This window comes from Mesorhizobium sp. ISC25, assembly GCF_042295465.1.
GTDB lineage: Bacteria > Pseudomonadota > Alphaproteobacteria > Rhizobiales > Rhizobiaceae > Mesorhizobium.
The window spans coordinates 3,695,735-3,718,293 of record NZ_CP135441.1 but is presented as its reverse complement, the minus strand read 5'-3'; the positions used below and the strand labels follow the sequence as shown (position 1 = coordinate 3,718,293).

The following is a 22,559-nucleotide window of genomic DNA, read 5'->3' as shown; positions in this document are numbered from 1 at the left end:
AGGGGGGTGTGACGGAACGCTGCTTTGGCTTGCCTTCCGCCCACCCCTCAAATCATCGCCAAGCCCGATTTCCGCCTCGGCGGCGGGAAGGCGCGGTCAATTTCGGCGAAATCTTCGCTCGTGAGCTCGATGTCCAACGCCGCGACATTCTGCCGGACATGCTCCGCGCGGCTAGCTTTGGGAATCGCGATCACCCCGTCCTGCGCCATCACCCAGGCAAGCGCGATCTGCGCCGGCGTCGCACCGTGGCGAGCGGCGATGGCATCGAGCCTGGCTTTGCGCGCCAATACCCCCTGATCGACCGGCGAATAGGCCATCAGCGGCATGCCGCGTTGCCGGCTCCACGGGGCGAGGTCGAACTCGACGCCGCGCTGCGACAGATTGTAGAGCACCTGATTGGTCTGGACGTTGCCGCCGGCCGGCAATCGGACCAGCTCTTCCATCTCGCCGGTATCGAAATTGCTGACGCCCCAATGGCGGATCTTGCCGGCTGCCTTCAACGCTTCGAACGCCTCTGCCGTTTCCATCAAAGGCACGCTGCCCGGCCAATGCAGCAGATAAAGATCGATGCGGTCGGTAGCGAGATGCCTCAGGCTATTCTCGCAGGCCCGTTTCACGCCGGTGCGCGAGGCATTGGACGGCAGCACCTTGGAGACGAGGAACACTTCGTCGCGGCGACCGGCGATGGCCTCGGCCACCACCTCCTCGGCACCGCCGCTGGCATACATTTCGGCGGTGTCGATCAGCGTCATGCCGAGATCCAGCCCGAGCTTCAGGGCATTGGCCTCGTCGCCACGGCGGCGCCCGTCTTCGCCCATCTTCCAGGTGCCCTGGCCGAGCACCGGCACGGCTTCGCCGCAGGGCAGGGTGGTCGTTCTTATCGTCGATGGCATGGCATGCTCCAGTCAGGCGGCATCATAGCCGCGCAAGGGAATCCAGGTGAAGCCTCTTCCCCGGATTCGCTCTGATAGCGTGAACCGCTACTTCACCGGATGGGCGGCCAGCCAGTCCTGCATCTGCTTGATCTCGGCTTGCTGCGCGGCGATCACCGCTTCGGCCAGCTTGCGGATTTCCGGATCCTTGCCATTGGCGAGCTCGATCTTGGCCATGTCGATGGCCGCCTGGTGGTGCGGGATCATGCCGCGGGCGAAATCGACATCTGCATTGCCGGAATATTCGATTGCCATCATGTCGGTGTGCATCTTGTCCATCGCCGCCTTGTAGCCCTCGGTCGAGGGGCTCTGCGCGCCCATTGCGCCCATGTCGTGCTTCATCTCCTCGGCTTGTGCCGGAACGCTTTCGAGGAAAACGGCAAGCAGCATTCCCGCCGCCATCATCAGCAGCACGATCTTCTTGGCCAAGGTCATTCATCGTCTCCTTTTTTGAACAGGGTCTATCTGGAAGGTTTACTCAGAGTTTCAACGTCCTGAGCCGCAATGCGTTGGCTATCACCGAAACCGAAGACAGGCTCATCGCCGCCGCCGCAATCATCGGCGACAACAGCGTGCCGGTAAGCGGATAAAGCACGCCGGCAGCAACCGGCACGCCAAGCACATTGTAGAGGAAAGCGAAAAACAGGTTCTGGCGGATGTTGCGGATCGTCGCGCGGGCCAGCGTCCTCGCCCTGACGATGCCGTTGAGATCGCCTTTGACCAGGGTAATCCCGGCACTTTCGACCGCAACATCGGCGCCTGTGCCCATGGCGATGCCGACATCTGCGGCGGCAAGTGCCGGCGCATCGTTGACGCCGTCGCCGGCCATGGCGACGCCGGCACCGCCGGCGCGCAACTCCTCGACCAGCGCGTTCTTCTGTTCGGGCAAAAGCCCCGCACGCACCGCGTCGATGCCGAGCTTGGCTGCGATGGCCTTGGCGGTGCGCTCATTGTCGCCCGTCGCCATGACGATCTTCAGCCCGCTGTCATGCAGCGCCTTGATCGCCTCGGCGGTCGTCGCCTTGATCGGATCGGCGACGGCAACGAGGCCGGCGAGCTTGCCTGCGACAGCGACGAACATCGCGGTCTTGCCGTCGGCCTGTAGCGCCTCGGCACTGGCCAGGACCGAAGCCGTATCGATGCCGAGATCGGCCATCATCGCGGCATTGCCGAGCGCCACCTTCTGTCCCGAAACCGTGCCGGAAACACCCTTACCGGTGATAGCCTCGAAACCGCTCGCGTCGGAGACCTTCACGCCGCGTTCGCGGGCGCCTTCGACGATAGCCTCGGCCAGCGGATGCTCCGAGCCTTTTTCCAGCCCGGCGGCGAGCGCCAGCAGATCGTCTTGCGCCATGCCTTCGGCGGCAACGACGTCGGTCAGTCGCGGCCGGCCTTCAGTCAGCGTTCCCGTCTTGTCGACGATCAGCGTATCGACCGAGGCAAAGCGCTCGAGCGCCGCCGCTTCCTTGATCAGCACGCCGGCATGCGCGCCGCGCCCGGTGGCGGTCATAATCGACATCGGCGTGGCAAGGCCGAGTGCACACGGACAGGCGATAATCAGCACCGAGACCGCCGAGACGATGGCAAAGACCAGGCTGGGTTCCGGTCCGACAGTCGCCCAGGCGATAAACGCAATGATCGCGACCAGAACGACGGACGGGACGAAGTAGAACGAGACGCGGTCGGCCAACCCCTGGATCGGCGCGCGCGAGCGCTGCGCCTTGGCGACCAGCTCGACGATGCGCGCCAGCGTCGTCTCGGCGCCGATCTTTTCGGCGCGCATGACCAGCGAACCGTTCTTGTTGAGCGTGCCGCCGGTTAGGTTGTCGCCGTCGGTCTTTTCGACCGGCAGCGGCTCGCCCGTGATCATCGATTCGTCGACGGAAGAACGTCCTTCGAGCACAATGCCGTCGACCGGCACTGCGTCACCGGGGCGGATGCGCAAGCGGTCGCCGGCTTTGACCGTATCGAGCGGCACGTCGTTTTCGGAACCGTCCGCGCCGATCAGCCGCGCCGTCTTCGGCGCCAGGTCGAGCAGCGCACGGATCGCCGAGCCGGTTTTCTCGCGGGCACGCAATTCCAGCACCTGGCCGAGGAACACCAGCGCGACGATTACCGCCGCCGCCTCGAAATAGACCGGCACGGTGCCGTCATGGCCACGGAACTGGTGCGGAAAGAGGCCTGGAAACAGCGTGGCGACGACGCTGTAGAAATAGGCGGCACCGACGCCGAGCGAAATCAGCGTCCACATATTGGGGCTGCGATTGAGGATCGAATCCCAGCCGCGGTGGAAGAACGGGAATGCCGCCCACAGCACAACGGGGCTGGCCAGCGCCAGTTCCAGCCAGACCTTCGCGCGATCGTCGATGAAGGCCTCGAACGTCAGGCCGAGCATCGGTGCCATGGCGATGACCAGCAACGGCACGGACAGCACCGCGCTCACCCAGAGGCGCCTGGTGAAGTCGACCAGTTCCGGGTTCGGCCCCTCGTCGCCGGTCGGCACCCCCATTGGCTCCAGCGCCATGCCGCAGATCGGGCAAGAGCCGGGTTTGTCGCGGACGATTTCCGGATGCATCGGGCAGGTGTATTGCGTGCCTTTCGGCATCGCCTGCAGCGCCGGCCCGTCGCCGAGATACTTTGCCGGCTCGGCCTCGAATTTCGCCTTGCAGCCGGCGGAACAGAAATAGAAACCCTGGCCCTCGTGCCGCAAAAAGTGCCTGGCCGTGGCGCGGTCGACACTCATGCCGCAGACGGGGTCGGTGGCCGTCAGGTATTTTTCCGGCTCTGCAACGAATTTCGAACGGCAGCTTTCGCTGCAGAAATGATAGCGATGGCCGCCATGCTCGGTCGTCGGCTTGCCGGCGGCCGGATCGACGGTCATGCCGCAGACCGGATCGCGGACGACGGCGTCCGCAGCAGAGGAGGCGCCCTTTGCCGAGCAACAGCTGCCATGGGCGTGATGATGGTGATCGGAATGCGTCATGCCGAAAGCCCCTGTATTTCGATGTTACGGCGGAGGTAGTGCTTCCAGTAACTGGAAGGTCAAGGGCCGATTTCGATTTTTGGCGGCCAAGCCCAAACCCAACAGGCTGCGGGCACCCGACGATCGTCCTGTCGGCGGCCGTGGAGAACGCGTCCGTCCGCCCCATACCCAGCGCCGCGAAAACGCGCTATAGACGCCGCCAAAACGGCGAGGCCGAACGGCATTTATGGCAAGAATATCCCTGAAGCTCGAGGAACTGATCGACGGCGAAGCCTTGCGCCGCGAGATGACCGAACTGACCGCGGCCACCGCAGGCGACGGTACCGGCAAGGCCGCGCGCAGCGGCGTTCTCAAGCTTCTCAAAAGCCGGCTCGCCGACGGCCGCACGGTCGCCGAACGCATGCTGATGGACGATGGCAGCGGCACCGCCTGCGCCGCCCGGCTGTCGCATCTGATGGATGAGATCATCCGCGCGCTCTACGATTTCGCCGCCACCCATGTCTATCGCGTGAAAAACCCGTCATCGGCCGAGCGCATGGCGGTCGTCGCCGTCGGCGGCTATGGCCGCGGCACGCTGGCGCCGGGGTCCGACATCGACCTGCTGTTCCTGCTGCCCTACAAGCAGACGCCGTGGGGCGAGCAGATCGTCGAATACATGCTCTACATGCTGTGGGACCTCGGCCTGAAGGTCGGCCACGCGACGCGCAACATCGACGAATGCCTCAGGCTGTCGCGCACCGACATCACCATCCGCACCTCGATCCTGGAAGCGCGCTTCCTGTGGGGCGAGCAAAAGCTCTATGACGAGCTTCTGCAGCGCTTCGACCACGAAGTGGTGCGCACCACCGGCCCCGAATATGTCCAGGCCAAGCTAGCCGAACGCGACGAGCGCCACGCCAAGGCCGGCGAGAGCCGCTATCTGGTCGAACCCAACGTCAAGGACGGCAAGGGCGGCCTGCGCGACCTGCAGACGCTGTTCTGGATCGCCAAATATTTCTACCGGGTGCGCACCGGCGAGGAACTGGTCGACAAGGGCGTCTTCACCGACGCCGAATACAGGGAATTCCAGAAGGCTGAGGACTTCCTGTGGGCGGTGCGCTGCCACATGCATTTCCTCACCGGCAAGGCCGAGGAGCGGCTGCATTTCGACATCCAGCGCGATATTGCCGAGCGGCTCGGCTACACCACCCATCCCGGCCTCTCGGCAGTCGAGCGCTTCATGAAGCACTACTTCCTCGTCGCCAAGGATGTCGGCGACCTGACCCGCATCTTCTGTGCCGCGCTGGAAGAGGAGCAGGCCAAGCATGTGCCGGGCTTCAACCGCATCTTTCTCACCTTCTCGCGCCGCAAGCGCAAGCTCGCCGGCACGGCCGATTTCATCGTCGACAACCACCGCATCAACATCGCCGACGACGAAGTGTTCGAGCGCGACCCGGTCAACTTGCTCAGGCTGTTCTGGTTCGCCGACAAGCACGGCCTGGAATTCCACCCCGATGCGCTGAAGCTTTTGACCCGCTCGCTCGGCCTCGTCGGCAAGGCGCTCAGGCGCGACGAGGAGGCCAACCGGCTGTTCCTCGATATCTTGACCTCGGACCGTAACGCCGAGCTCAATCTGCGGCGCATGAACGAGGCCGGACTGCTGGCAAAGCTGATCCCGGATTTCGGCAAGATCGTCGCCATGATGCAGTTCTCGATGTACCACCACTACACCGTGGACGAGCATTTGATCCGCTGCATCGGCGTGCTGGCCGAGATCGAACGCGGCGACGGCGAAAAGGTCCATCCGCTTTCCCACGCGCTGATGCCGGGGCTGAAGAAGAGCCGCGAGGCGCTTTATGTCGCCGTGCTGCTGCACGACATCGCCAAGGGCAGGCCGGAGGACCATTCGCAAGCCGGCGCCAGGATCGCCCGGCGCATCTGCCCGCATATGGGGCTTTCGCCGGCCGACACCGAAACGGTCGCCTGGCTGGTCGAGAACCACCTCGTCATGTCGATGACGGCGCAGACCCGCGATCTCAACGACCGCAAGACGATCGAGGATTTTGCCGCCATCGTGCAGTCGGTCGAACGGCTGAAGATGCTGCTTGTGCTTACCGTCTGCGATATCCGCGGTGTTGGGCCTGGTGTCTGGAACGGCTGGAAGGGCCAGTTGCTGCGTACGCTCTACTACGAGACCGAGCTTTTGTTGACCGGCGGGTTTTCGGAGGTGTCGCGCGCCAAGCGGACGGCGGCGGCGCGCGAACAATTGGCCGAGGCGCTTGCCGACTGGCCGGAAAAGGCCCGCAAGCGTTATGTCGGCCAGCACTACGAGAACTATCTGCTGGCGGTCGATCTTCCCGACCAGGTGCGCCATGCCGAATTCATCCGCGAGGCCGACCATGCCGGCAAGAAGCTGGCCACAATGGTCAAGACCCACCAGTTCGAGGCGGTGACCGAGATCACGGTGCTGGCGCAGGACCATCCACGCCTGCTCTCGGTGATTGCCGGCGCCTGTGCTGCGGCCGGCGGCAACATCGTCGACGCGCAGATCTTCACCACTTCGGATGGTCGGGCGCTCGACACCATCCTGATCTCGAGGGAGTTCGACCGCGACGAGGACGAGCGCCGCCGTGCCGAGCGCGTCGGCCGGCTGATCGAGGACGTGCTGTCGGGCAAGAGCTGGCTGCCCGAAATGATCGAGAAACGAACCAAGCCGCGGCGCGGCGCCAAGGTCTTCCGCATCCCGCCACGCGCCGAGATCCGCAACACCCTGTCGAACCGTTTCTCGGTGATCGAGGTCGAGGGGCTGGACAGGCCGGGCCTTCTGTCGGAGATCACCGGCATGTTGTCGGACCTGTCGCTCGACATCGCCTCGGCCCACATCACCACCTTCGGCGAAAAAGTCATCGACACGTTCTACGTCACCGATCTCACCGGCCAGAAGATCGACAGCCCGTCGCGTACGGCGACCATCCGCAACAGGCTGATCGCGGTGCTCGAGGGCACGGCGTCCGAGCGCGGCAAGACCAAAACGGCCGCCGAGTGACTGTTACCTTCCATTTGCCCCAATCGCACAGGCAGTCTTCAAGCGCATGAGCCTTGTCAAGAAATTCGCCACGGTCGCTTCCGGCACGCTGATGAGCCGGGCCCTCGGCTTCGGCCGCGAGATGCTGATGGCTGCCGCACTCGGCACCGGGCCGATCGCCGACGCCTTCAACGCCGCCTTCCAGTTCCCCAACACCTTTCGCCGGCTGTTCGCCGAAGGCGCCTTCAATGCCGCCTTCGTGCCGCTGTTCGCCAAGGAGATCGAGACACACGGCACCGACGGCGCCAAGCGCTTTTCCGAAGAGGTGTTCGGCGTCTTGTTCACGGCGCTTCTGGCGCTGACCATCGCCATGGAACTGGCGATGCCGCTGATCGTGCGCTACCTGGTGGCGCCGGGCTTTGCCGACACGCCGGGAAAATTCGAGACGACGGTGGCGCTGGCGACCGTCATGTTCCCATACCTGATCTGCATGTCGCTCGGCGCCATGATGGCCGGCATGCTGAATTCGCTGCGCCGCTATTTCGCCGCCGCGGTTGCGCCGGTGTTCCTCAACGTCATCCTCATCGCCGTGCTTGCCTATGCTTGGTACAAGGGTTCGGACGCCCGCACCGTCGGTTTCGGGCTGGCCTGGGGCGTGCTGGCGGCCGGCTTGGTGCAGCTGGCGATCGTCTGGGCGGCGGTGCGCCATGCCGGCATCTCGATCGGCTTCCGGCGGCCGAAGATGACGCCGAACGTCAAGCGGCTGCTGATCCTGGCGCTGCCGGCGGCGATCACCGGCGGCATCACCCAGATCAACCAGCTGATCGGCACGGCGATCGCGTCGGCGCAGGACAGCGCAGTGTCGTCGCTGGCCTATGCCGACCGCGTTTACCAGCTGCCGCTGGGCGTCGTCGGCGTCGCCGTCGCCATCGTGCTTTTGCCGGAACTGTCGCGGGCGCTGAAATCAGGCAATCTGGTCGAGGCCGCCAATCTGCAGAACCGCTCGGTCGAGTTTACCCTGTTCATGACCTTGCCGGCGGCGGCCGCCCTGCTGGTCATGTCCGAGCCGATCGTGCGGCTGGTCTATGAGCGCGGCGCCTTCGCCGCCAACAATTCGACGCCGACGGTCGCGGCAATCCTGGCGATTTTCGGCCTCGGCCTGCCGGCCTTCGTGCTGATCAAGGCGTTCACTCCCGGCTATTTCGCCCGCGAGGACACGCGCACGCCGATGATTTTTGCCGCCATCTCGGTGGCGGTTAACATTACGACGGCGCTGACGCTGTTTCCGACCATGGGCGCGCCCGGCATTGCCGTTGCCTCCGCCGTCGCAGGCTGGGTCAATGCGTTCATGCTGCTCGCCGTGCTGATCCGGCGCGGCCATTGGGGCCGCGACGTGCCGCTCTTGAAACGCATCCCGCGGCTGGTGCTGTCGGCGGCGGTGATGGCCGCGGCGCTCTATTTTGCCGAGCACTGGTTCGCCGCAAGGCTGGCTTCCGGCTCGCCTCTGGTGATCAAGACGGTAACCCTGCTTGCGCTGGTCGCCGGCGGGGCGCTGCTTTATTTCGTCACCGCCTTCGCCACAGGCGGCGCGGATTTCGGCATGATCCGCCGCAATATCGGGCGGAAGGGATCCCAGCCGGTCAAGCAACAGTCTCCAGATCCGTAAAGCGGAATTCGTCCGCCGTCGAAAGCATCGGAACGGCGTAGTAGCGCGCACAGGCGTAGTGGAAACAGTCGGCCATGTTCAGTCGGCCAGCGTTGTTGCGAAACCGCGACGCTGCCTCGACAGACAGAGATGCTGCGTCAGAGGGAGGCGGAAGCTCCCGCAAGGTGATTCCACGCTCTTCGAGAAAACGACTGACTATCTCCAGGCTTGTGGCGACCGGGATGGCTAGCTTTTCCGATCGCGAAAGCGCCATCGCGGCTTCCCAAACCGCGATGGCCGACGTGAACGGAGCCGACGCTTTCATGACCGCCTGCGCGCAGCGCTGGGCTTCGGTCTCGTTGCTCAGTATTGCAACGATAGCGGCTGCATCGATGAACATCAGTCTTCACCGGACAATTCGTCGTAGACCGAGCGCGGCAACGGCTTGCGCGCCTGCTCGCTCAGCTCAATACCGAATTCAGCCCGGAGCCGTGCCGCCGTCTCCAGCGGCGTCTCGCGATTGCGGCGGCGCTCCAGAGCTTCGCGCATGGCGATCACGATTGCCTCGGTGATGCCGACACCTTCAAGCCTGGCAAAAGCCCGCGTCAGGCTGTCAGCTTCCTTGTTGTTGATGTTGATCGTCATTGTTTTGCTTCCGCGGTGTAGCAAATTCTATGTAGCTATCTACATCAGTCCGTCAATGTGGCCTAGCCAAATCGAAGCGATTGCCAAGGCGAGCTATTTTGTTCTTGCTTTGTGCCGGCAGCTATGCTACTAATTTTGGTATGGTGCTAATTGGCTCCAACGACCCGCCTGCCGAGGCGGGTTTTTGTTTCTGATCGGCGCCATCCCCTCAAACAGCCTTCTGTTCGGCCGAAGCCAAAGCCCCGTGCCCTGGCCAACGCCCCCTCTTGATCGTCTCCTCGCTCTCGTCCATAAGCGCGCCGTCGCAAGACTTTCGCCGCGCGCGAAACGGCCCTCCACAAGCCAGGGAAACACCATGACCGACCTCAACCAGCCCGCCTTCAAGCCACTCGTCTTTTCCGGCGTCCAGCCAACCGGCAATCTGCATCTCGGCAATTATCTCGGCGCCATCAAGAAATTCGTCGCCCTGCAGGACACCTCCGACTGCATCTATTGCGTCGTCGACCTGCATTCGCTGACCGCGCAGCTCGTCTATGAGGATCTTCAGGACCAGACGCGTTCGATCACCGCGGCGTTTCTCGCCTCGGGCATCGATCCGACCAAGCACATCGTCTTCAACCAGTCGCGGGTGATGCAGCACGCCGAGCTTGCCTGGATCTTCAACTGCGTGGCGCGCATCGGCTGGATGAACCGCATGACGCAGTTCAAGGACAAGGCCGGCAAGGACCGCGAGAACGCCTCGCTCGGCCTGCTCGCCTATCCCTCCCTGATGGCCGCCGACATCCTCGTCTACCGCGCCACCCACGTGCCGGTCGGCGACGACCAGAAGCAGCATCTGGAGCTGACCCGCGACATTGCGCAGAAATTCAACAACGACTTTTCGGACCGCATCGCAGCGCTTGGCGTCGGCGTCGAGATGCAGGTCGGCGAGGAGACGGTGAACGGCTATTTCCCGCTGACCGAGCCGGTCATCGGCGGCCCGGCGGCGCGCATCATGTCGCTGCGCGACGGTTCGAAAAAGATGTCGAAGTCGGACCCGTCGGACCTGTCGCGCATCAACCTGACCGACGATGCCGATGCCATCTCGAAGAAGATCCGCAAGGCCAAGACCGACCCGGAGGCTTTGCCCGGCGAACTGGACGGGCTTGCCGGCCGGCCGGAAGCGGAAAACCTCGTCGGCATCTATGCCGGCCTCGCCGAACTCTCGAAAGAGGCCGTGCTGAAGGAATTCGGCGGCCAGCAGTTTTCGGTGTTCAAACCGGCGCTGGCCGATCTCGCCGTGGAAAAGCTGGCGCCGATCGCCGGCGAGATGCGCCGCATCTCCGATGACCGCGCCTATGTCGACGCGGTGTTGCGGGATGGCGGCGAGCGTGCCGGCACATTGGCCGAAGCGACGATGAAGACCGTGCGCGACATTATCGGCCTGCTGCAAGGCTGAATTGCGAATGACTAATTCTCGACGATGGCGCCGCCCCTCATCGCCCTGCCGGGCACTTCTCCCCGTATAGTGACGGGGAGAAGGACGCCTTCGCAAAAGATTTCACCAATCTCCAGCATTGCAGAAAGGGAGCCGAGTCTGCGGCCAGCCCCTTCTCCCCGTCACTATACGGGGAGAAGATGCCGGCAGGCAGATGAGGGGCAGCGCCAACCTGAAACGGCTGCACCAGCATTGCCACAGCCGCCGGTCGCTTGCGGGCGGGCTGCGGCGGTGGCAGATTGCGATCGAAACCATCGAACAGGGTGAATATGGTCTCCAAACGCCTCAGCCGCGAAGCCGGTCATCGCCGCAAGTTCCTGGCGATCATCGACGACACGCCCGAATGCGAGCGCGCCGTCGCCTACGCCTCGAAGCGGGCGCAAAGCACGAGCGGCGTGCTGGTGCTGCTCTATGTCATCGAGCCGGATGATTTCCAGCACTGGCTGGGCGTCGAGAAGATCATGCGCGAGGAGGCGACCGCCACGGCGCGCGCGGCACTGGACAGCTACGCCAACAAGGTGCGCCAGAAGCTCGGCATCGAGCCGGAGCTGGTGGTGCGCGAAGGCAAGCCGACCGAAGAGATCCACAAGCTGATCGAGGAAGACCAGGACATCGCCATCCTGGTGCTGGCGGCAGGCGCCGGCAAGGAAGGGCCTGGGCCGCTGGTCGGCGCGGTCGCCGGCAAGGGCGCCGCCTTTCCTATCCCGGTCACGGTGGTGCCGCAGAACCTGTCGGACGAGGAGATCGACAGCTTGGCCTAGGGTACGTTCAGCGGGCCTGCGACGAACCGATCGGGCCAATGTTGCGGGGCCAAAAAGGACCCTGTCGTTCAGCGCCGCGACGCTCGAAGGTCACGGCATGGATCCCAGGGTCTCCGCTACGTCGCTTCGCTCCTGCTTCGCCCTGGGATGACGAAGGCGTGGTGGCTTATGGCTAACGCAGGCGTCAGAGATACGGCTCTCGGGTGGGCCGATGGCAAGTCGCAGGCGTTCAAAATGAGCCGGAGCGTCCCTCCTTTCGTCATCCCAGGGCGGAGCAAGGAGCGAAGCGACGCGGCGCAGACCCTGGGATCCATGCCGTTACAGTGGTCCAAGAACGCAGCGATGCAGTGGTTGCTTACGGCCGGTGAGTATCATCCATGAACGGCATCGTTGGCGCTTCAGGAAGACGCACGGCGCTACAGAAGAAAATTCATTCCACCAGCCAGCCGTTCCCCGCGATGCCTTTCGCTTGAATGTCGGGCGGATAAAGCCTAATTAGAATTATTCCAAACTAGCTGCCCGAAACGGGCACGGAGACGGCCATGTTCATCCAGACCGAGTCGACGCCAAACCCGGCGACGCTGAAATTCCTGCCCGGCAAGGAAGTGCTGCAAGAAGGCACCGCCGATTTCCGCGATGCCGATAGCGCCGCGACGGCTTCGCCGCTTGCCGGCCGGCTGTTCGAGATCCCCGGCGTCACCGGCGTCTTCTTCGGCTATGATTTCATCACCGTGACCAAAGACGGCCCCGACTGGCAGCATCTGAAGCCGGCTATCCTCGGCGCCATCATGGAGCATTTCATGTCCGGCGCCCCGGTGATGGCCAAGGCCGGCCCCGCCGCCGAGACCAGCCAGACCGGCGAATTCTACGACAAGGCCGACGAGGAGCTGGTCGTCACCATCAAGGAGCTGCTCGACACGCGGGTGCGCCCGGCCGTCGCCCAGGATGGCGGCGACATCACTTTCCGCGGTTTCGAGAACGGCACCGTGTTCCTGCACATGAAGGGCGCCTGCGCCGGCTGCCCGTCCTCGACCGCGACGCTGAAGCACGGCATCCAGAACCTGCTCCGGCACTTTGTGCCGGAAGTGCAGCATGTCGAACAGGTTTCCTGACGCGCCGTTCCATCTTCAACTTCCGCAGGCAACAAAAAACCGGGCTCAAGTGGCCCGGTTTTCTGTTTGCGACGTCTGTGTTGTTGCCTAGACGGTCCGCGTATGAGGGCTTTATATTACAATGACCTTGGCGCCGACCGAGGTGCGGTCGTAGAGGTCGATAATGTCCTGGTTCATCAGCCGGATGCAGCCCGACGACATCGCCTTGCCGATCGAATTCCATTCCGGGCTGCCATGCAGGCGATAGCCCATATCGCCGCCCTTGTTGAACAGGTACATGGCGCGGGCGCCGAGCGGATTCTTCAACCCCGGCTCCATGCCGCCGGCAAACTTGGCCAGCTCCGGCTGCCGCCTGATCATCTGCGACGGCGGCGTCCAGGTCGGCCATTCGCGCTTCAGCGCGATATGGGCGGTGCCGTGCCATTCGAAACCCTCACGGCCGACGCCGATGCCGTAACGCATCGCCTCGCCGTCGCCCATGACGAAATAGAGGAATTTGTTCTGCGTATCGACGATGATGGTGCCCGGCTTTTCCCTGGTGTCGTAGTCGACGATCTGCCGGCGGTATTTGAACGGCACCTTTTCGATCGTGATGCGCGGCAGGTGATAGCCGGCATCGGTCACCGCGCCGTAGTTGTTGGTGAAGATCTGCGAGCCGATGGTGCTGCAACCGGCGACAGCCGTCGACAGCGCCAGGGCCGCGACGATTGCAAGTGACTTCATGCGCATGAAAAGGTCCGATGCCCTGCCCAAACAACAGCGGCTCGAGTCGGCCGCTTTTTCATCTTCATTCATGCTGGCATTTGCTTTGCTTGCCAAGCGGGCGATGCCTATATCCTTGGGCTTGCGTGCTGGTAAACCTGCGACTATGGCATTTCGGCAACAGCCCCCGCAGGATTATGCTGCAAAATCAATGGGCCAAGAACAGGAACCGGAAGACAAGGAAATCACCATGAATGTCGGTGACGCTGCCCAGCGCTCTGGCCTGCCGGCCAAGACCATCCGTTCCTACGAGGAGATCGGCCTGAGACGCGGCCGCTGCAGGAGATAATCCTGACGGGCCGGGTTCAATAAAGGACGCCGCGAAGCACGGTCCAAGCCAGAAGCCCGAACGTGCCGATCACCACCAATGCACCAAGGACCGTGCCGATCTTTTCAGGCAGTCCATCGGGGCGACCAGGATCGTCGGCCATTCAACTATCGATCATGACGTAGGCGGCGCCAAACACGGCGACGATGATTGCCCCAAGCACCGCCCAGCCTCTGATGGCCGAGCGGATTTCCTCCGGCGTCGCCGATTTCCGGTCGTCATCTTCCGTCCATGGTGTGCTCCTCGTAAAAAATCCCGTGGCCGACATTGAAAGCGCAAGCTGCCGGCGCTGCCAAGAGGGTGCAGCGGACATTTTTTGCGCAAAAGTGTAGGAACGGGCGCCGTTCGAGAGCAAGCGTTCCCCAGCCTTCGACACTCCGCAAAGCAGGGGCGGCCGTCACGATCCCGGTGGGCGATAGCGGATCGACTTCGCTTTCCCAAGCGCGTCCATCGTCTCTTCGACACTTAACAGCACGGTGGTCTCGTACGAGCTGAGCGCGCCTCCCGCACCGATTGCGAGCATGACGGATGCCATCGACACATTGTCCGGCGCCTCCCACAGGTTCCAGCCATCGTACTCTCCGAAGGCATACCAGAACCCGTGCAGCTTTCCGCCCACCGACTCGATGTAGGAACGGGCAGCCTCGCGTCTATCCTCGGGATTGTCCATCAAGCGCGCCCAGGTTTCGGGCCTGTAGCTGAATCGCGTGAGATACATCGGCATGGTTCGTCTCCTCCCAGAGCTGCCCCCACCAAGACAGTTAAGCGCCGCAATCCGGGAGAACGCGAGTCGTTTCCGAGGCGTAGTACCGCTGGCTTAGTTGCGGGACCGCTAATAGACCTGTTTCAATTGCCTTTCCCAAGGGGAGTAAGGTCAATGGCCGCATATCTCATTGCTGACGTAGACATAACCGACGCCGCCGTTTTCGAGGAATACCGCCGGGACGTGCCTGCAACCGAAGCCCGCTACGGGGGTAGGTACATCGCTCGCGGCGGAGCCACCAAAGTGCTGGAAGGCGATTGGGAACCTCATCGCCTTGTCATTGTCGAATTCCCCGACATGGCTTCCCTCCTGGCATGGTACGACTCTCCAGAATACGGCCGGCTCAAGGCCATCCGCGAACGCTGCGCAAAGACCAGGATCATTGCTCTCGAGGGCATGATGCCGGTTAGTTGAGGCCTGTTCGATGACAATGGCAAATCTGAGTTGCCATATCTGGTGCGGCCCGGCGACAGGACAGGAGCATTTTGATATGAATCAGCAAGCTTCAAACTTGCGGCCGGGAATGACGGCCAACGATGGGAGGATGACGCCGGAAGCGCTCATTGAATGGGACCTACATATCAATATGACCCAACACCGGATCGGCAGGCGGTGTTACAGTGTGACCTAGGGTTGTGTCATGGCGTTGAAAATGCCGGCGCCAACTATCGCACATAAGGCTGCGGCCCCAAGCCCTCCCACAATGATGCACCACCAGGCGCGGCCATTTCCCCGAAGCATGGGATTCATTTTTATCATCCGTCGCGCCAGAAGCCCCTGGTAGAGTGCATAAGAAGACCCGAAACCGGCGAGCCAAATAACGGAAAATACGACGCCCCGCGTGAGCATCCTATTGAGCCTAGTCTGGTCGACCGTCAAACTTGCAATCTCAGTAACCATGCTTCGCCACCTTTTTGATTATGCTGCGACCACTATCGGGCCTGCAGCGGTGAATATTAGATCAACCGCGACGCCTCGCGAAAACATAGCTCCCCTCACCAGTAAGAACCGCATTCATAACGCGAGCGGCCCGCCTTGTGGAAGGGCGGGCCTTGTAGCGCTCGCTCCACAGTATTTTGCAGATTAGGTTTGTCAGCCAGATAATCGCCAGCAAAAACCGGGTTCAAACCGTGAACAAAATCTGGCATGGTGCGGCCATGCCGATCATCTCACCTCTACCCCTCAACCCGCTCATCGACGGTCGCCAGTCGGAACGCGCCATGCTGGTCAGGCGTGGCGTGCAGCGGCTGCTCAAACAGATGGGCGCGCATGTCTTGCCCGAACTGTCGCTGGCCACCGGCCGCCGCGCCGACCTCGTGGCGCTGACCCGCCAGGGCGACATCTGGATCATCGAGATCAAATCCTCGATCGAGGATTTCAGGGTCGACCGCAAATGGCCGGACTACCGGCTGCACTCCGACCGCTTCTTCTTCGCCACCCATCCCGGCGTGCCTTCCGAGATCTTTCCGCAGGAGTGCGGCTTCATCCTCTCCGACGGCTACGGCGCCGAGATTTTGCGCGATGCGCCCGAGCACCGCATAGCGGCGGCGACGCGCAAGGCGCTGATGCTGAGGATCGCGCGCGCCGGTGCTGCGCGGCTGCTGGCAGCGGAGCTTGCCGGTGTGTCGGTGCCGGCGCTGGAGGGTGAGAGCGAGTAGGGGTTTTTCGCTTCGTAATCTTGGAGGCTTGCGCTGCCCCGGCTGCCGCCACCTTGCATAAGAGATGATGTATGACTGCGGTGTTCCGCAAGGAACGCCAACAGCCGGGTGTAGCCCTCGTTTTCCCAGTGCAGGTCGAGATTGGAAATGAAACCCGGCACGAACACCAGATCGAGCGATCCCTGGCCGACCACCTGATAGGCGATCCGCACGTCGCCGCTAAGCGCGTATCGAGTTTCGATCGGCCTCACGAGGTTTGTCCGCCCGACCCGACGATTTCTTATCGCCGGATCATAGCAGAGGCGCACAGCTTGCGGCAGATGAAACTACAGAGAGTGTGAATGTAGGCCGCCGCCGGCTATTTCTGTGACGCGGCGGCAGTCTCGGTGTTCGCTCCGCCGACGCTAAAACCTGCGCCCTCCGGCGCGCCCGGCCGCTTGATGTGTGGCGCGGCCGCGACGACAAGCTCGTTGAAGCCTTCGCCGCCGCTGTCGAGCATCTCGAACAATTGCCGGCGCATCCGCGGCTCCCAGAATTTGTTGATGTGCTCGGCGACGCCTGCAATGCCTTGCTCGCGCGGCTTGGAGTGGAAAAAGGCAGCGATCTGGTTGGCCATGCGAACCAGCTTTTCGCTGGTGCTCATGAGGTGGCCCTCGTCATGCGACATGCTTGGCAACTCCGGAAACCACGCGGTCAGGATGGGTGAAAATATCGAAATCATCGCCGCGCACCAGCGCCACCAGCGTCATGCCGGCGTCGTCTGCGGTGCGGATGGCAAGTGCCGTCGGTGCCGAGACGGCGATGATGACGGCAGCACCGATCGCCGCGGTCTTCTGCACCATCTCGACCGAAACGCGCGACGTCACGACGACGGCCCCCGACCTGCCGTCGATACCGGCTTTGGCCAGCGCGCCGGCCAGCTTGTCCAGCGCATTGTGACGGCCGACATCCTCGCGCGCCATGACGATGCCCTTGCCGGGCATATAGAAGCCGGCGGCGTGGACCGCGCCGGTCTCGGCGTGCAGCGGCTGCACTTTCGACAAAAGCTTGACCGAGCGAACGATGTCGTCGGCCTGAAGCGTAAGTGTTGACGCGCCGACCGGATCGACCGAGCGCATTGCTTCCTCGATCGATTCGATGCCGCACAGCCCGCAGCCGACCGGGCCGGCCAGCCGTCTGCGACGCGCCTCGAAGCGGGTGTTGGCGCTGTCCTTCAGCCTGATCTGGATATCGATGCCGGCGCCGTGATCCTCGACCTCGATCGCTTCGATTTCATCTGGCGAGGCAATGATGCCTTCGGTCAGCGAGAAGCCGAGCGCGAAATCCTCGAAATCAGCCGGGCTTGCCATCATCACCGCATGCGTGGTGCCGGCAAAGGAGAATGCTACCGGCGTCTCTTCCGGCACCATGCGGTTGGCGGCCGCGGTGCCGCCGGCGCGGCGCGCCAGCCGCGAGATCTGCGCAATGGCTTTGCGGCGCGCGGTCAAGGACTACTCCGCCGCTTCCAACTTCGCGATGCGGCGGCTTTGCTTCGCCTGCTCGTCATAGTCGCGCTGCCATTCCGACGGGCCGTTGGATGCACCCACCTGCACCGCGGTCACCTTGTATTCCGGGCAGTTGGTCGCCCAGTCGGAGAAGTCGGTGGTGATGACGTTTGCCTGGGTGTCGGGATGGTGGAAGGTCGTATAGACGACGCCCGGCGACACCCGCTCGGTGATCAGCGCGCGCAGCGTCGTCTCGCCCGAGCGGCTGGTCAGCCGCACCCAGTCGCCGTCGCGCAGGCCGCGATTTTCGGCGTCATGCGGATGGATCTCGAGCCGGTCCTCGCTATGCCAAACGACGTTCTCCGTGCGCCTGGTCTGCGCGCCGACATTGTATTGCGACAGGATGCGGCCGGTGGTCAGCAGCAGCGGGAAGCGCGGTCCGGTCCTTTCGTCGGTCGCCACGTATTCGGTGCGGATGAACTTGCCCTTGCCGCGCACGAAGCCGCCAATATGCATGATCGGCGTGCCTTCCGGCGACTTCTCGTTGCAGGGCCACTGCACCGAGCCCACCCGGTCGAGAAGGTCGAAGGAAACGCCGGCGAAACTCGGCGTCGTCTTGGCGATCTCGTCCATGATCTGCGACGGATGCGTGTAGTTCCAGCCGAGGCCGAGCGCCTTGGCGAGCTCCTGCGTCGTCTCCCAGTCGGCATAGCCGCATTTCGGCTCCATCACCTTGCGCACCATGTTGATGCGGCGCTCGGCATTGGTGAAGGTGCCGTCCTTCTCGAGGAAGGTCGAGCCGGGCAGGAAGACATGCGCGTAGTTGGCCGTTTCGTTGAGGAAGAGGTCGTGCACGACCACACATTCCATCGCGGCGAGACCCGCGGCGACATGCTTGGTGTCGGGGTCCGACTGCAGGATGTCCTCGCCCTGCACATAGAGGCCCTTGAACGAGCCGTCGACGGCTGCGTCCAACATGTTGGGGATGCGCAGGCCGGGCTCTTCGTCGAGCTTGACGCCCCACAGGCTCTCATAGATAGCGCGCACGGCGTCGCCTGAGATGTGGCGATAGCCGGGAAGCTCGTGCGGGAACGAGCCCATGTCGCAGGAGCCCTGCACATTGTTCTGGCCGCGCAGCGGGTTCACGCCGACGCCCGGCCGGCCGATATTGCCGGTCGCCATTGCGAGGTTGGCAATGGCGATGACGGTGGTCGAGCCTTGGCTGTGCTCGGTCACGCCGAGGCCGTAATAGATCGCGCCGTTGCCGCCGCGGGCATAGAGCCGGGCTGCACCGCGTATGTCGTCGGGATCGACATTGGCAAGCTCGCCGACGACCTCCGGGCTGTTTTCCGGCAGTGCCACGAACGATGCCCAATCCTGGAACTCGTCCCAGTCGCAGCGCTCGCGGATGAAGGCCTCGTCGAACAGGCCTTCGGTGACGATGACATGGGCGAGCGCTGTCAGCATGGCGACGTTGGTGCCCGGCTTCAGCGGCAGATGGAATTGCGCCTCGACATGGGCCGAGCGCACGATATCGGTACGGCGCGGATCGAGCACGATCAGCTTGGCGCCTTGGCGCATGCGCTTTTTCATGCGCGAGGCGAACACCGGATGCGCATCCGTTGGATTGGCGCCGATCAGCAGGATGACATCCGTCTGCTCGATCGAATCGAAATCCTGCGTGCCGGCGGAGGTGCCGAAGGTCTGGCCGAGGCCATAGCCGGTCGGCGAATGGCAGACGCGGGCGCAGGTATCGACATTGTTGTTGCGGAAGCCCTGCCGGACCAGCTTCTGGACGAGGTAGGTCTCCTCGTTGGTGCAGCGCGACGAGGTGATGCCGCCGATCGAGGTGCGGCCGTACTGGTATTGGATGCGACGGAATTCATTCGCGGTATGCGTGAGCGCCTCTTCCCATGACACTTCGCGCCACGGATCGCTGACCTTCTCGCGGATCATCGGCTTCAGGATCCGGTCCTTGTGCGTCGCATAGCCATAGGCGAAGCGGCCCTTGACGCAGGAGTGGCCGTGGTTGGCCTTGCCTGCCTTGTAGGGCATCATGCGGATGACCTCGTCGCCCTTGACCTCGGCCTTGAACGAACAGCCGACGCCGCAATAGGCGCAGGTGGTGACGGTCGAGCGCTCGGGCACGCCTTTCGCCAGCACGGTCTTTTCCCTCAGCGCATCGGTCGGGCAGGCCTGCACACAGGCCCCGCACGACACGCATTCGGAATCGACGAACGCCTCGTGCATGCCGGCCGAGACCCTGGATTCGAAGCCGCGGCCCTCGATGGTCAGCGCAAACGTGCCTTGTACCTCTTCACAAGCGCGCACGCAGCGCGAGCAGACGATGCACTGCGCCGGATCGTAGGTGAAATAGGGGTTCGATTCATCGCGGGCGATATAGTCGATGGTCAGCGAGCCATGGCCGGGCGCCACGCCGTTTTCCTGCTGGACGTGGTTGCGGCCGTCCACGCCATAGCGGTTCTCGGTCAGGCCGACCGTCCTGGCGACCTTGTCGAACTCGCTGGCGCCGGTGCCGGCCTTCTCGCCCCACGCCGCCGGGTGGTCGGAGACATAGAGTTCCATCACGCCGCGGCGGATGGCGTCTAGCCGGTCGCTCTGTGTATGCACGACCATGCCTTCGCCGACCGGCGTCGTGCACGAGGCCGGCGTGCCGCCGCGCCCATCGATCTCGACGAGGCAGACCCGGCAGGAGCCGAACGAGTCCAGCATGTCGGTCGCGCACAATTTCGGGATTTCGACGCCCGCTTCCATCGAAGCGCGCATGATCGACGTACCCGCCGGCACCGTCACCGACTTGCCGTCGACGGTCAGCGTCACCTGCTGTTCCGCTTCCGAAGCGGGTGTGCCGTAGTCGATTTCCTGGACCAGCGATTTGATGTCGAATGCCGCGTTCATGCCTGTCCGCTCCTATTCCGCTGCTTCGGCGACCGGCGTCGGCCGAAAGTCGTCCGGGAAATGGTTGAGTGCACTCATCACTGGATATGGGGTGAAGCCGCCGAGAGCGCAAAGCGAGCCGAACTTCATCGTGTTGCAAAGGTCGGTGACCAGCGCGATCTGCTTTTCCGGTTCGACGTTCTGGGCGAGTCGGTCCAGCACCTCGACGCCGCGCGTCGAGCCGATGCGGCACGGCGTGCACTTGCCGCAGCTTTCGATAGCGCAGAATTCCATGGCAAAGCGTGCCTGCTTCAGCATGTCGGCGCTGTCGTCGAAAACGACGATGCCGGCATGGCCGATCAGCCCGTCCTTGGCGGCAAACGCCTCGTAGTCGAACGGCGTATCGAACAGGGCGCGCGGGAAATAGGCGCCGAGCGGGCCACCCACTTGCACCGCCTTGACCGGACGCCCCGTCGCCGTGCCGCCGCCGATATCGTCGACGATCTCACCCAGCGTCATGCCGAACGCCGCCTCGTAGAGGCCGGGATACTTGACGTTGCCGGCAATCTGGATCGGGATGGTGCCGCGCGAACGGCCCGTGCCGAAATCCTTGTAGAAGGCGGCGCCCTTGTCCATGATCACCGGCACCGAGGCCAGCGAGATGACGTTGTTGATCACCGTCGGCTTGCCGAACAGGCCCTTGTGCGCCGGCAGCGGCGGCTTGGCCCGCACCTGTCCGCGCTTGCCTTCGAGGCTGTCGAGCAGCGCGGTCTCCTCGCCGCAGACATAGGCGCCGGCACCGACGCGGACTTCCATGTCGAATGAATTGGGCGAGCCGAGCACATTGACGCCGAGCACGCCGGCCTTGCGGGCGATCTCGACGGCCTTCTGCATCACCGCCACCGCATGCGGGTATTCGGAGCGGATATAGATGAAGCCCTTGGTCGCGCCGGTGGCTATGCCGGCGATCGCCATGCCTTCGATCAGCACGAAGGGGTCGCCTTCCATGATCATGCGGTCGGCGAACGTGCCGGAATCGCCTTCATCGGCATTGCAGACGATGTATTTGCGGTCGGCCGACGTGTCGAGCACCGTCTTCCACTTGATGCCGGTCGGGAAGCCGGCGCCGCCACGACCGCGCAGCCCGGACTCGGTCACCTGTTTGACGATGTCCGCCGGCGTTATCGCCACTGCATTCTGCAGGCCCTTCAGGCCGCCATGCGCCTTGTAATGATCGAGCGACAGCGGATCGGTGACGCCGCAGCGCGCAAAGGTCAGCCGCGTCTGCCTGGCCAGGAACGGGATCTTGTCCGGCGCGCCCAGCCAGCGCTTGTGGTGGCCGCCGGTGAGGAAGCCGCAGTCGAACAGGCTTTTGACGTCGGAGGGCTTCACCGGCCCGTAGGCGACGCGGCCAGTGGCTGTTGCCACTTCGACCGTCGGCTCGAGGAAATAGGCACCGCGCGAGCCGTTGCGCACGATCTTGGCCTCGATGCCGCGCTCGGCCAATTCCGCCCGAACCGCCTTGGCGACCTTTTCCGCGCCGAGCGCCAGCGCGCCGGAATCGCCGGGAATATAGATGCGCGGGATCATGAGCGCACCTCGGCTACGATTTCATTGAGCTTTTCGTCGTCGAGCCGCCCGATCACCTCGCCGTCCAGCATCGCCGACGGCGAGCAGGCGCAAAGGCCGAGGCAATAGACCGGCTCCAGCGTCACCGACCCGTCGCGGGTTGTCTCGTGGAAACCGATGCCCAGCAATGATTTGAGCTTGGCGGCAATCGCATCCGAACCCATCGACTGACAGGCTTCCGCCTGGCAGAGCTTCAGCACATGCCTGCCGGCCGGTTGGCTGCGGTAATCGTGATAGAAGGTGACGACGCCATGCACCTCGGCCCTGGAGATGTTCAGCGCCTCGGCGATGACCGGCAGCGCGTCCTGCGGTACATAGCCGAACTCTTCCTGTATGCCGTGCAGTATCGGCAACAGCGGGCCTTCGAGGCCTTTCAGCTCCTGGATGATCGCCGCCGTGCGAGATGCGATCTCGGTACTTGCAGGCTGCATCGTCATGCAGCGCCCTCCCTGGTCGTGGCGGTCTTCCGCTAAGTGCT

Annotated in this window: 22 protein-coding genes and 1 pseudogene; 9 read left to right on the top strand and 14 right to left on the bottom strand. The window is 63.5% G+C overall.

Going from position 1 to position 22,559, the window contains the following annotated elements:
• Positions 1-47: 47 nt before the first annotated feature.
• The 3 genes from RQ479_RS18455 to RQ479_RS18445 all read right to left on the bottom strand — a co-directional run bounded on the left by RQ479_RS18455 (position 48) and on the right by RQ479_RS18445 (position 3,915).
• Complete coding sequence (locus RQ479_RS18455; protein WP_376702115.1) at positions 48-893, bottom strand: aldo/keto reductase; 846 nt, start codon at positions 891-893, stop codon at positions 48-50.
• A gap of 87 nt (positions 894-980) precedes the next feature.
• A complete protein-coding gene (locus tag RQ479_RS18450; protein ID WP_352455040.1) occupies positions 981-1,367 on the bottom strand; it encodes a DUF305 domain-containing protein in 387 nt (128 codons plus the stop codon).
• Positions 1,368-1,410: 43 nt separating this feature from the next.
• Entirely contained in the window at positions 1,411-3,915 is a 2,505-nt protein-coding gene (locus tag RQ479_RS18445) for a heavy metal translocating P-type ATPase (protein ID WP_376702114.1), read from the bottom strand.
• 226 nt (positions 3,916-4,141) lie between these two features.
• Between RQ479_RS18445 and RQ479_RS18440 the strand changes: the two genes are divergently transcribed.
• Together RQ479_RS18440 and murJ are read left to right on the top strand one after the other, a co-directional pair.
• Positions 4,142-6,940: a [protein-PII] uridylyltransferase gene (locus RQ479_RS18440; protein WP_376702113.1), complete on the top strand. Its 2,799-nt coding sequence runs from the start codon at positions 4,142-4,144 to the stop codon at positions 6,938-6,940.
• Between the two features lie 46 nt (positions 6,941-6,986).
• The gene (gene murJ / locus RQ479_RS18435; RefSeq protein WP_376702112.1) at positions 6,987-8,585 is read left to right on the top strand and encodes a murein biosynthesis integral membrane protein MurJ; all 1,599 of its coding nucleotides are present in this window, start codon (positions 6,987-6,989) and stop codon (positions 8,583-8,585) included.
• Here the strand turns inward: murJ and RQ479_RS18430 are convergent.
• Together RQ479_RS18430 and RQ479_RS18425 are read right to left on the bottom strand one after the other, a co-directional pair.
• Positions 8,560-8,964, bottom strand: a complete 405-nt coding sequence (locus RQ479_RS18430) for a type II toxin-antitoxin system VapC family toxin (protein ID WP_352469266.1) — start codon at positions 8,962-8,964, stop codon at positions 8,560-8,562. The genes murJ and RQ479_RS18430 overlap by 26 nt on opposite strands.
• On the bottom strand, positions 8,964-9,209 hold the full coding sequence (locus RQ479_RS18425) for a type II toxin-antitoxin system VapB family antitoxin (protein WP_023676383.1): 246 nt from the start codon (positions 9,207-9,209) through the stop codon (positions 8,964-8,966). Before RQ479_RS18425 ends, RQ479_RS18430 begins: the two co-directional genes overlap by 1 nt.
• Positions 9,210-9,564: 355 nt before the next feature.
• Here RQ479_RS18425 and trpS point away from each other — a divergent pair, with 355 nt between their 5' ends.
• From trpS to RQ479_RS18410, 3 genes are all read left to right on the top strand, one after another.
• The gene (gene trpS, locus RQ479_RS18420; RefSeq protein ID WP_376702111.1) at positions 9,565-10,647 is read left to right on the top strand and encodes a tryptophan--tRNA ligase; all 1,083 of its coding nucleotides are present in this window, start codon (positions 9,565-9,567) and stop codon (positions 10,645-10,647) included.
• Positions 10,648-10,955: 308 nt separating this feature from the next.
• Positions 10,956-11,447, top strand: coding sequence for a universal stress protein (locus RQ479_RS18415; protein WP_107649287.1), 492 nt, complete (start codon positions 10,956-10,958; stop codon positions 11,445-11,447).
• A 542-nt stretch (positions 11,448-11,989) separates the two neighbouring features.
• On the top strand, positions 11,990-12,559 hold the full coding sequence (locus RQ479_RS18410) for a NifU family protein (protein ID WP_023676386.1): 570 nt from the start codon (positions 11,990-11,992) through the stop codon (positions 12,557-12,559).
• Positions 12,560-12,670: 111 nt separating this feature from the next.
• On the opposite strand, the gene RQ479_RS18405 is transcribed toward RQ479_RS18410, so the two are convergent.
• A complete protein-coding gene (locus tag RQ479_RS18405; RefSeq protein ID WP_376702110.1) occupies positions 12,671-13,288 on the bottom strand; it encodes a L,D-transpeptidase in 618 nt (205 codons plus the stop codon).
• 223 nt (positions 13,289-13,511) lie between these two features.
• Between RQ479_RS18405 and RQ479_RS18400 the strand changes: the two are divergent.
• A pseudogene (locus RQ479_RS18400) lies at positions 13,512-13,586 on the top strand (MerR family DNA-binding transcriptional regulator); the annotation flags it as partial.
• Positions 13,587-13,626: 40 nt separating this feature from the next.
• Here the strand turns inward: RQ479_RS18400 and RQ479_RS18395 are convergent.
• From RQ479_RS18395 to RQ479_RS18385, 3 genes are all read right to left on the bottom strand, one after another.
• Positions 13,627-13,752, bottom strand: coding sequence for a hypothetical protein (locus RQ479_RS18395; RefSeq protein ID WP_352467528.1), 126 nt, complete (start codon positions 13,750-13,752; stop codon positions 13,627-13,629).
• Entirely contained in the window at positions 13,753-13,962 is a 210-nt protein-coding gene (locus tag RQ479_RS18390) for a hypothetical protein (protein ID WP_376702109.1), read from the bottom strand. It lies immediately after the preceding gene.
• Positions 13,963-14,046: 84 nt separating this feature from the next.
• Positions 14,047-14,373, bottom strand: a complete 327-nt coding sequence (locus RQ479_RS18385; RefSeq protein ID WP_023717906.1) for a GYD domain-containing protein — start codon at positions 14,371-14,373, stop codon at positions 14,047-14,049.
• A 153-nt stretch (positions 14,374-14,526) separates the two neighbouring features.
• On the opposite strand from RQ479_RS18385, the gene RQ479_RS18380 reads away from it, so the two are divergent.
• The 3 genes from RQ479_RS18380 to RQ479_RS18370 all read left to right on the top strand — a co-directional run bounded on the left by RQ479_RS18380 (position 14,527) and on the right by RQ479_RS18370 (position 16,411).
• Positions 14,527-14,826 carry a DUF1330 domain-containing protein gene (locus tag RQ479_RS18380; protein WP_023717905.1) on the top strand — a complete coding sequence of 100 codons (300 nt, stop codon included), beginning with the start codon at positions 14,527-14,529 and terminating at the stop codon, positions 14,824-14,826.
• 743 nt (positions 14,827-15,569) lie between these two features.
• Entirely contained in the window at positions 15,570-16,070 is a 501-nt protein-coding gene (locus RQ479_RS18375; protein WP_376705969.1) for an MmcB family DNA repair protein, read from the top strand.
• Positions 16,071-16,141: 71 nt separating this feature from the next.
• Positions 16,142-16,411, top strand: coding sequence for a hypothetical protein (locus RQ479_RS18370; protein ID WP_376702108.1), 270 nt, complete (start codon positions 16,142-16,144; stop codon positions 16,409-16,411).
• 17 nt (positions 16,412-16,428) lie between these two features.
• Here RQ479_RS18370 and RQ479_RS18365 read toward each other — a convergent pair whose 3' ends face one another.
• The 5 genes from RQ479_RS18365 to RQ479_RS18345 are packed head-to-tail and all read right to left on the bottom strand — an operon-like array spanning position 16,429 to position 22,518.
• A complete protein-coding gene (locus tag RQ479_RS18365; protein WP_352469984.1) occupies positions 16,429-16,737 on the bottom strand; it encodes a formate dehydrogenase subunit delta in 309 nt (102 codons plus the stop codon).
• Positions 16,727-17,557, bottom strand: coding sequence for a formate dehydrogenase accessory sulfurtransferase FdhD (gene fdhD, locus RQ479_RS18360; protein ID WP_376702107.1), 831 nt, complete (start codon positions 17,555-17,557; stop codon positions 16,727-16,729). Before fdhD ends, RQ479_RS18365 begins: the two co-directional genes overlap by 11 nt.
• 3 nt (positions 17,558-17,560) lie before the next feature.
• Entirely contained in the window at positions 17,561-20,473 is a 2,913-nt protein-coding gene (fdhF, locus tag RQ479_RS18355; RefSeq protein WP_376702106.1) for a formate dehydrogenase subunit alpha, read from the bottom strand.
• Between the two features lie 12 nt (positions 20,474-20,485).
• Positions 20,486-22,042, bottom strand: a complete 1,557-nt coding sequence (locus RQ479_RS18350; protein ID WP_376702105.1) for a formate dehydrogenase beta subunit — start codon at positions 22,040-22,042, stop codon at positions 20,486-20,488.
• Positions 22,039-22,518, bottom strand: a complete 480-nt coding sequence (locus tag RQ479_RS18345) for a formate dehydrogenase subunit gamma (protein WP_292656094.1) — start codon at positions 22,516-22,518, stop codon at positions 22,039-22,041. The genes RQ479_RS18350 and RQ479_RS18345 overlap by 4 nt, the downstream gene beginning before the upstream one ends.
• Positions 22,519-22,559: the final 41 nt, after the last annotated feature.

Excerpts from the sequence above, each read along its gene's own strand:
- RQ479_RS18385 (WP_023717906.1), bottom strand. The coding sequence starts at position 14,373 with ATGCCGATGTATCTCACGCGATTCAGCTACAGGCCCGAAACCTGGGCG.
- RQ479_RS18430 (WP_352469266.1), bottom strand. The coding sequence starts at position 8,964 with ATGTTCATCGATGCAGCCGCTATCGTTGCAATACTGAGCAACGAGACC.
- RQ479_RS18425 (WP_023676383.1), bottom strand. The coding sequence starts at position 9,209 with ATGACGATCAACATCAACAACAAGGAAGCTGACAGCCTGACGCGGGCT.
- murJ (WP_376702112.1), top strand. The coding sequence starts at position 6,987 with ATGAGCCTTGTCAAGAAATTCGCCACGGTCGCTTCCGGCACGCTGATG.
- RQ479_RS18450 (WP_352455040.1), bottom strand. The coding sequence starts at position 1,367 with ATGACCTTGGCCAAGAAGATCGTGCTGCTGATGATGGCGGCGGGAATG.
- RQ479_RS18405 (WP_376702110.1), bottom strand. The coding sequence starts at position 13,288 with ATGCGCATGAAGTCACTTGCAATCGTCGCGGCCCTGGCGCTGTCGACG.
- trpS (WP_376702111.1), top strand. The coding sequence starts at position 9,565 with ATGACCGACCTCAACCAGCCCGCCTTCAAGCCACTCGTCTTTTCCGGC.
- RQ479_RS18350 (WP_376702105.1), bottom strand. The coding sequence starts at position 22,042 with ATGATCCCGCGCATCTATATTCCCGGCGATTCCGGCGCGCTGGCGCTC.
- RQ479_RS18370 (WP_376702108.1), top strand. The coding sequence starts at position 16,142 with ATGACTGCGGTGTTCCGCAAGGAACGCCAACAGCCGGGTGTAGCCCTC.
- RQ479_RS18445 (WP_376702114.1), bottom strand. The coding sequence starts at position 3,915 with ATGACGCATTCCGATCACCATCATCACGCCCATGGCAGCTGTTGCTCG.
- RQ479_RS18410 (WP_023676386.1), top strand. The coding sequence starts at position 11,990 with ATGTTCATCCAGACCGAGTCGACGCCAAACCCGGCGACGCTGAAATTC.
- RQ479_RS18380 (WP_023717905.1), top strand. The coding sequence starts at position 14,527 with ATGGCCGCATATCTCATTGCTGACGTAGACATAACCGACGCCGCCGTT.
- RQ479_RS18415 (WP_107649287.1), top strand. The coding sequence starts at position 10,956 with ATGGTCTCCAAACGCCTCAGCCGCGAAGCCGGTCATCGCCGCAAGTTC.
- RQ479_RS18440 (WP_376702113.1), top strand. The coding sequence starts at position 4,142 with ATGGCAAGAATATCCCTGAAGCTCGAGGAACTGATCGACGGCGAAGCC.
- RQ479_RS18365 (WP_352469984.1), bottom strand. The coding sequence starts at position 16,737 with ATGTCGCATGACGAGGGCCACCTCATGAGCACCAGCGAAAAGCTGGTT.
- RQ479_RS18375 (WP_376705969.1), top strand. The coding sequence starts at position 15,570 with ATGCCGATCATCTCACCTCTACCCCTCAACCCGCTCATCGACGGTCGC.
- RQ479_RS18390 (WP_376702109.1), bottom strand. The coding sequence starts at position 13,962 with ATGTCCGCTGCACCCTCTTGGCAGCGCCGGCAGCTTGCGCTTTCAATG.
- RQ479_RS18395 (WP_352467528.1), bottom strand. The coding sequence starts at position 13,752 with ATGGCCGACGATCCTGGTCGCCCCGATGGACTGCCTGAAAAGATCGGC.
- RQ479_RS18455 (WP_376702115.1), bottom strand. The coding sequence starts at position 893 with ATGCCATCGACGATAAGAACGACCACCCTGCCCTGCGGCGAAGCCGTG.
- fdhF (WP_376702106.1), bottom strand. The coding sequence starts at position 20,473 with ATGAACGCGGCATTCGACATCAAATCGCTGGTCCAGGAAATCGACTAC.
- RQ479_RS18345 (WP_292656094.1), bottom strand. The coding sequence starts at position 22,518 with ATGACGATGCAGCCTGCAAGTACCGAGATCGCATCTCGCACGGCGGCG.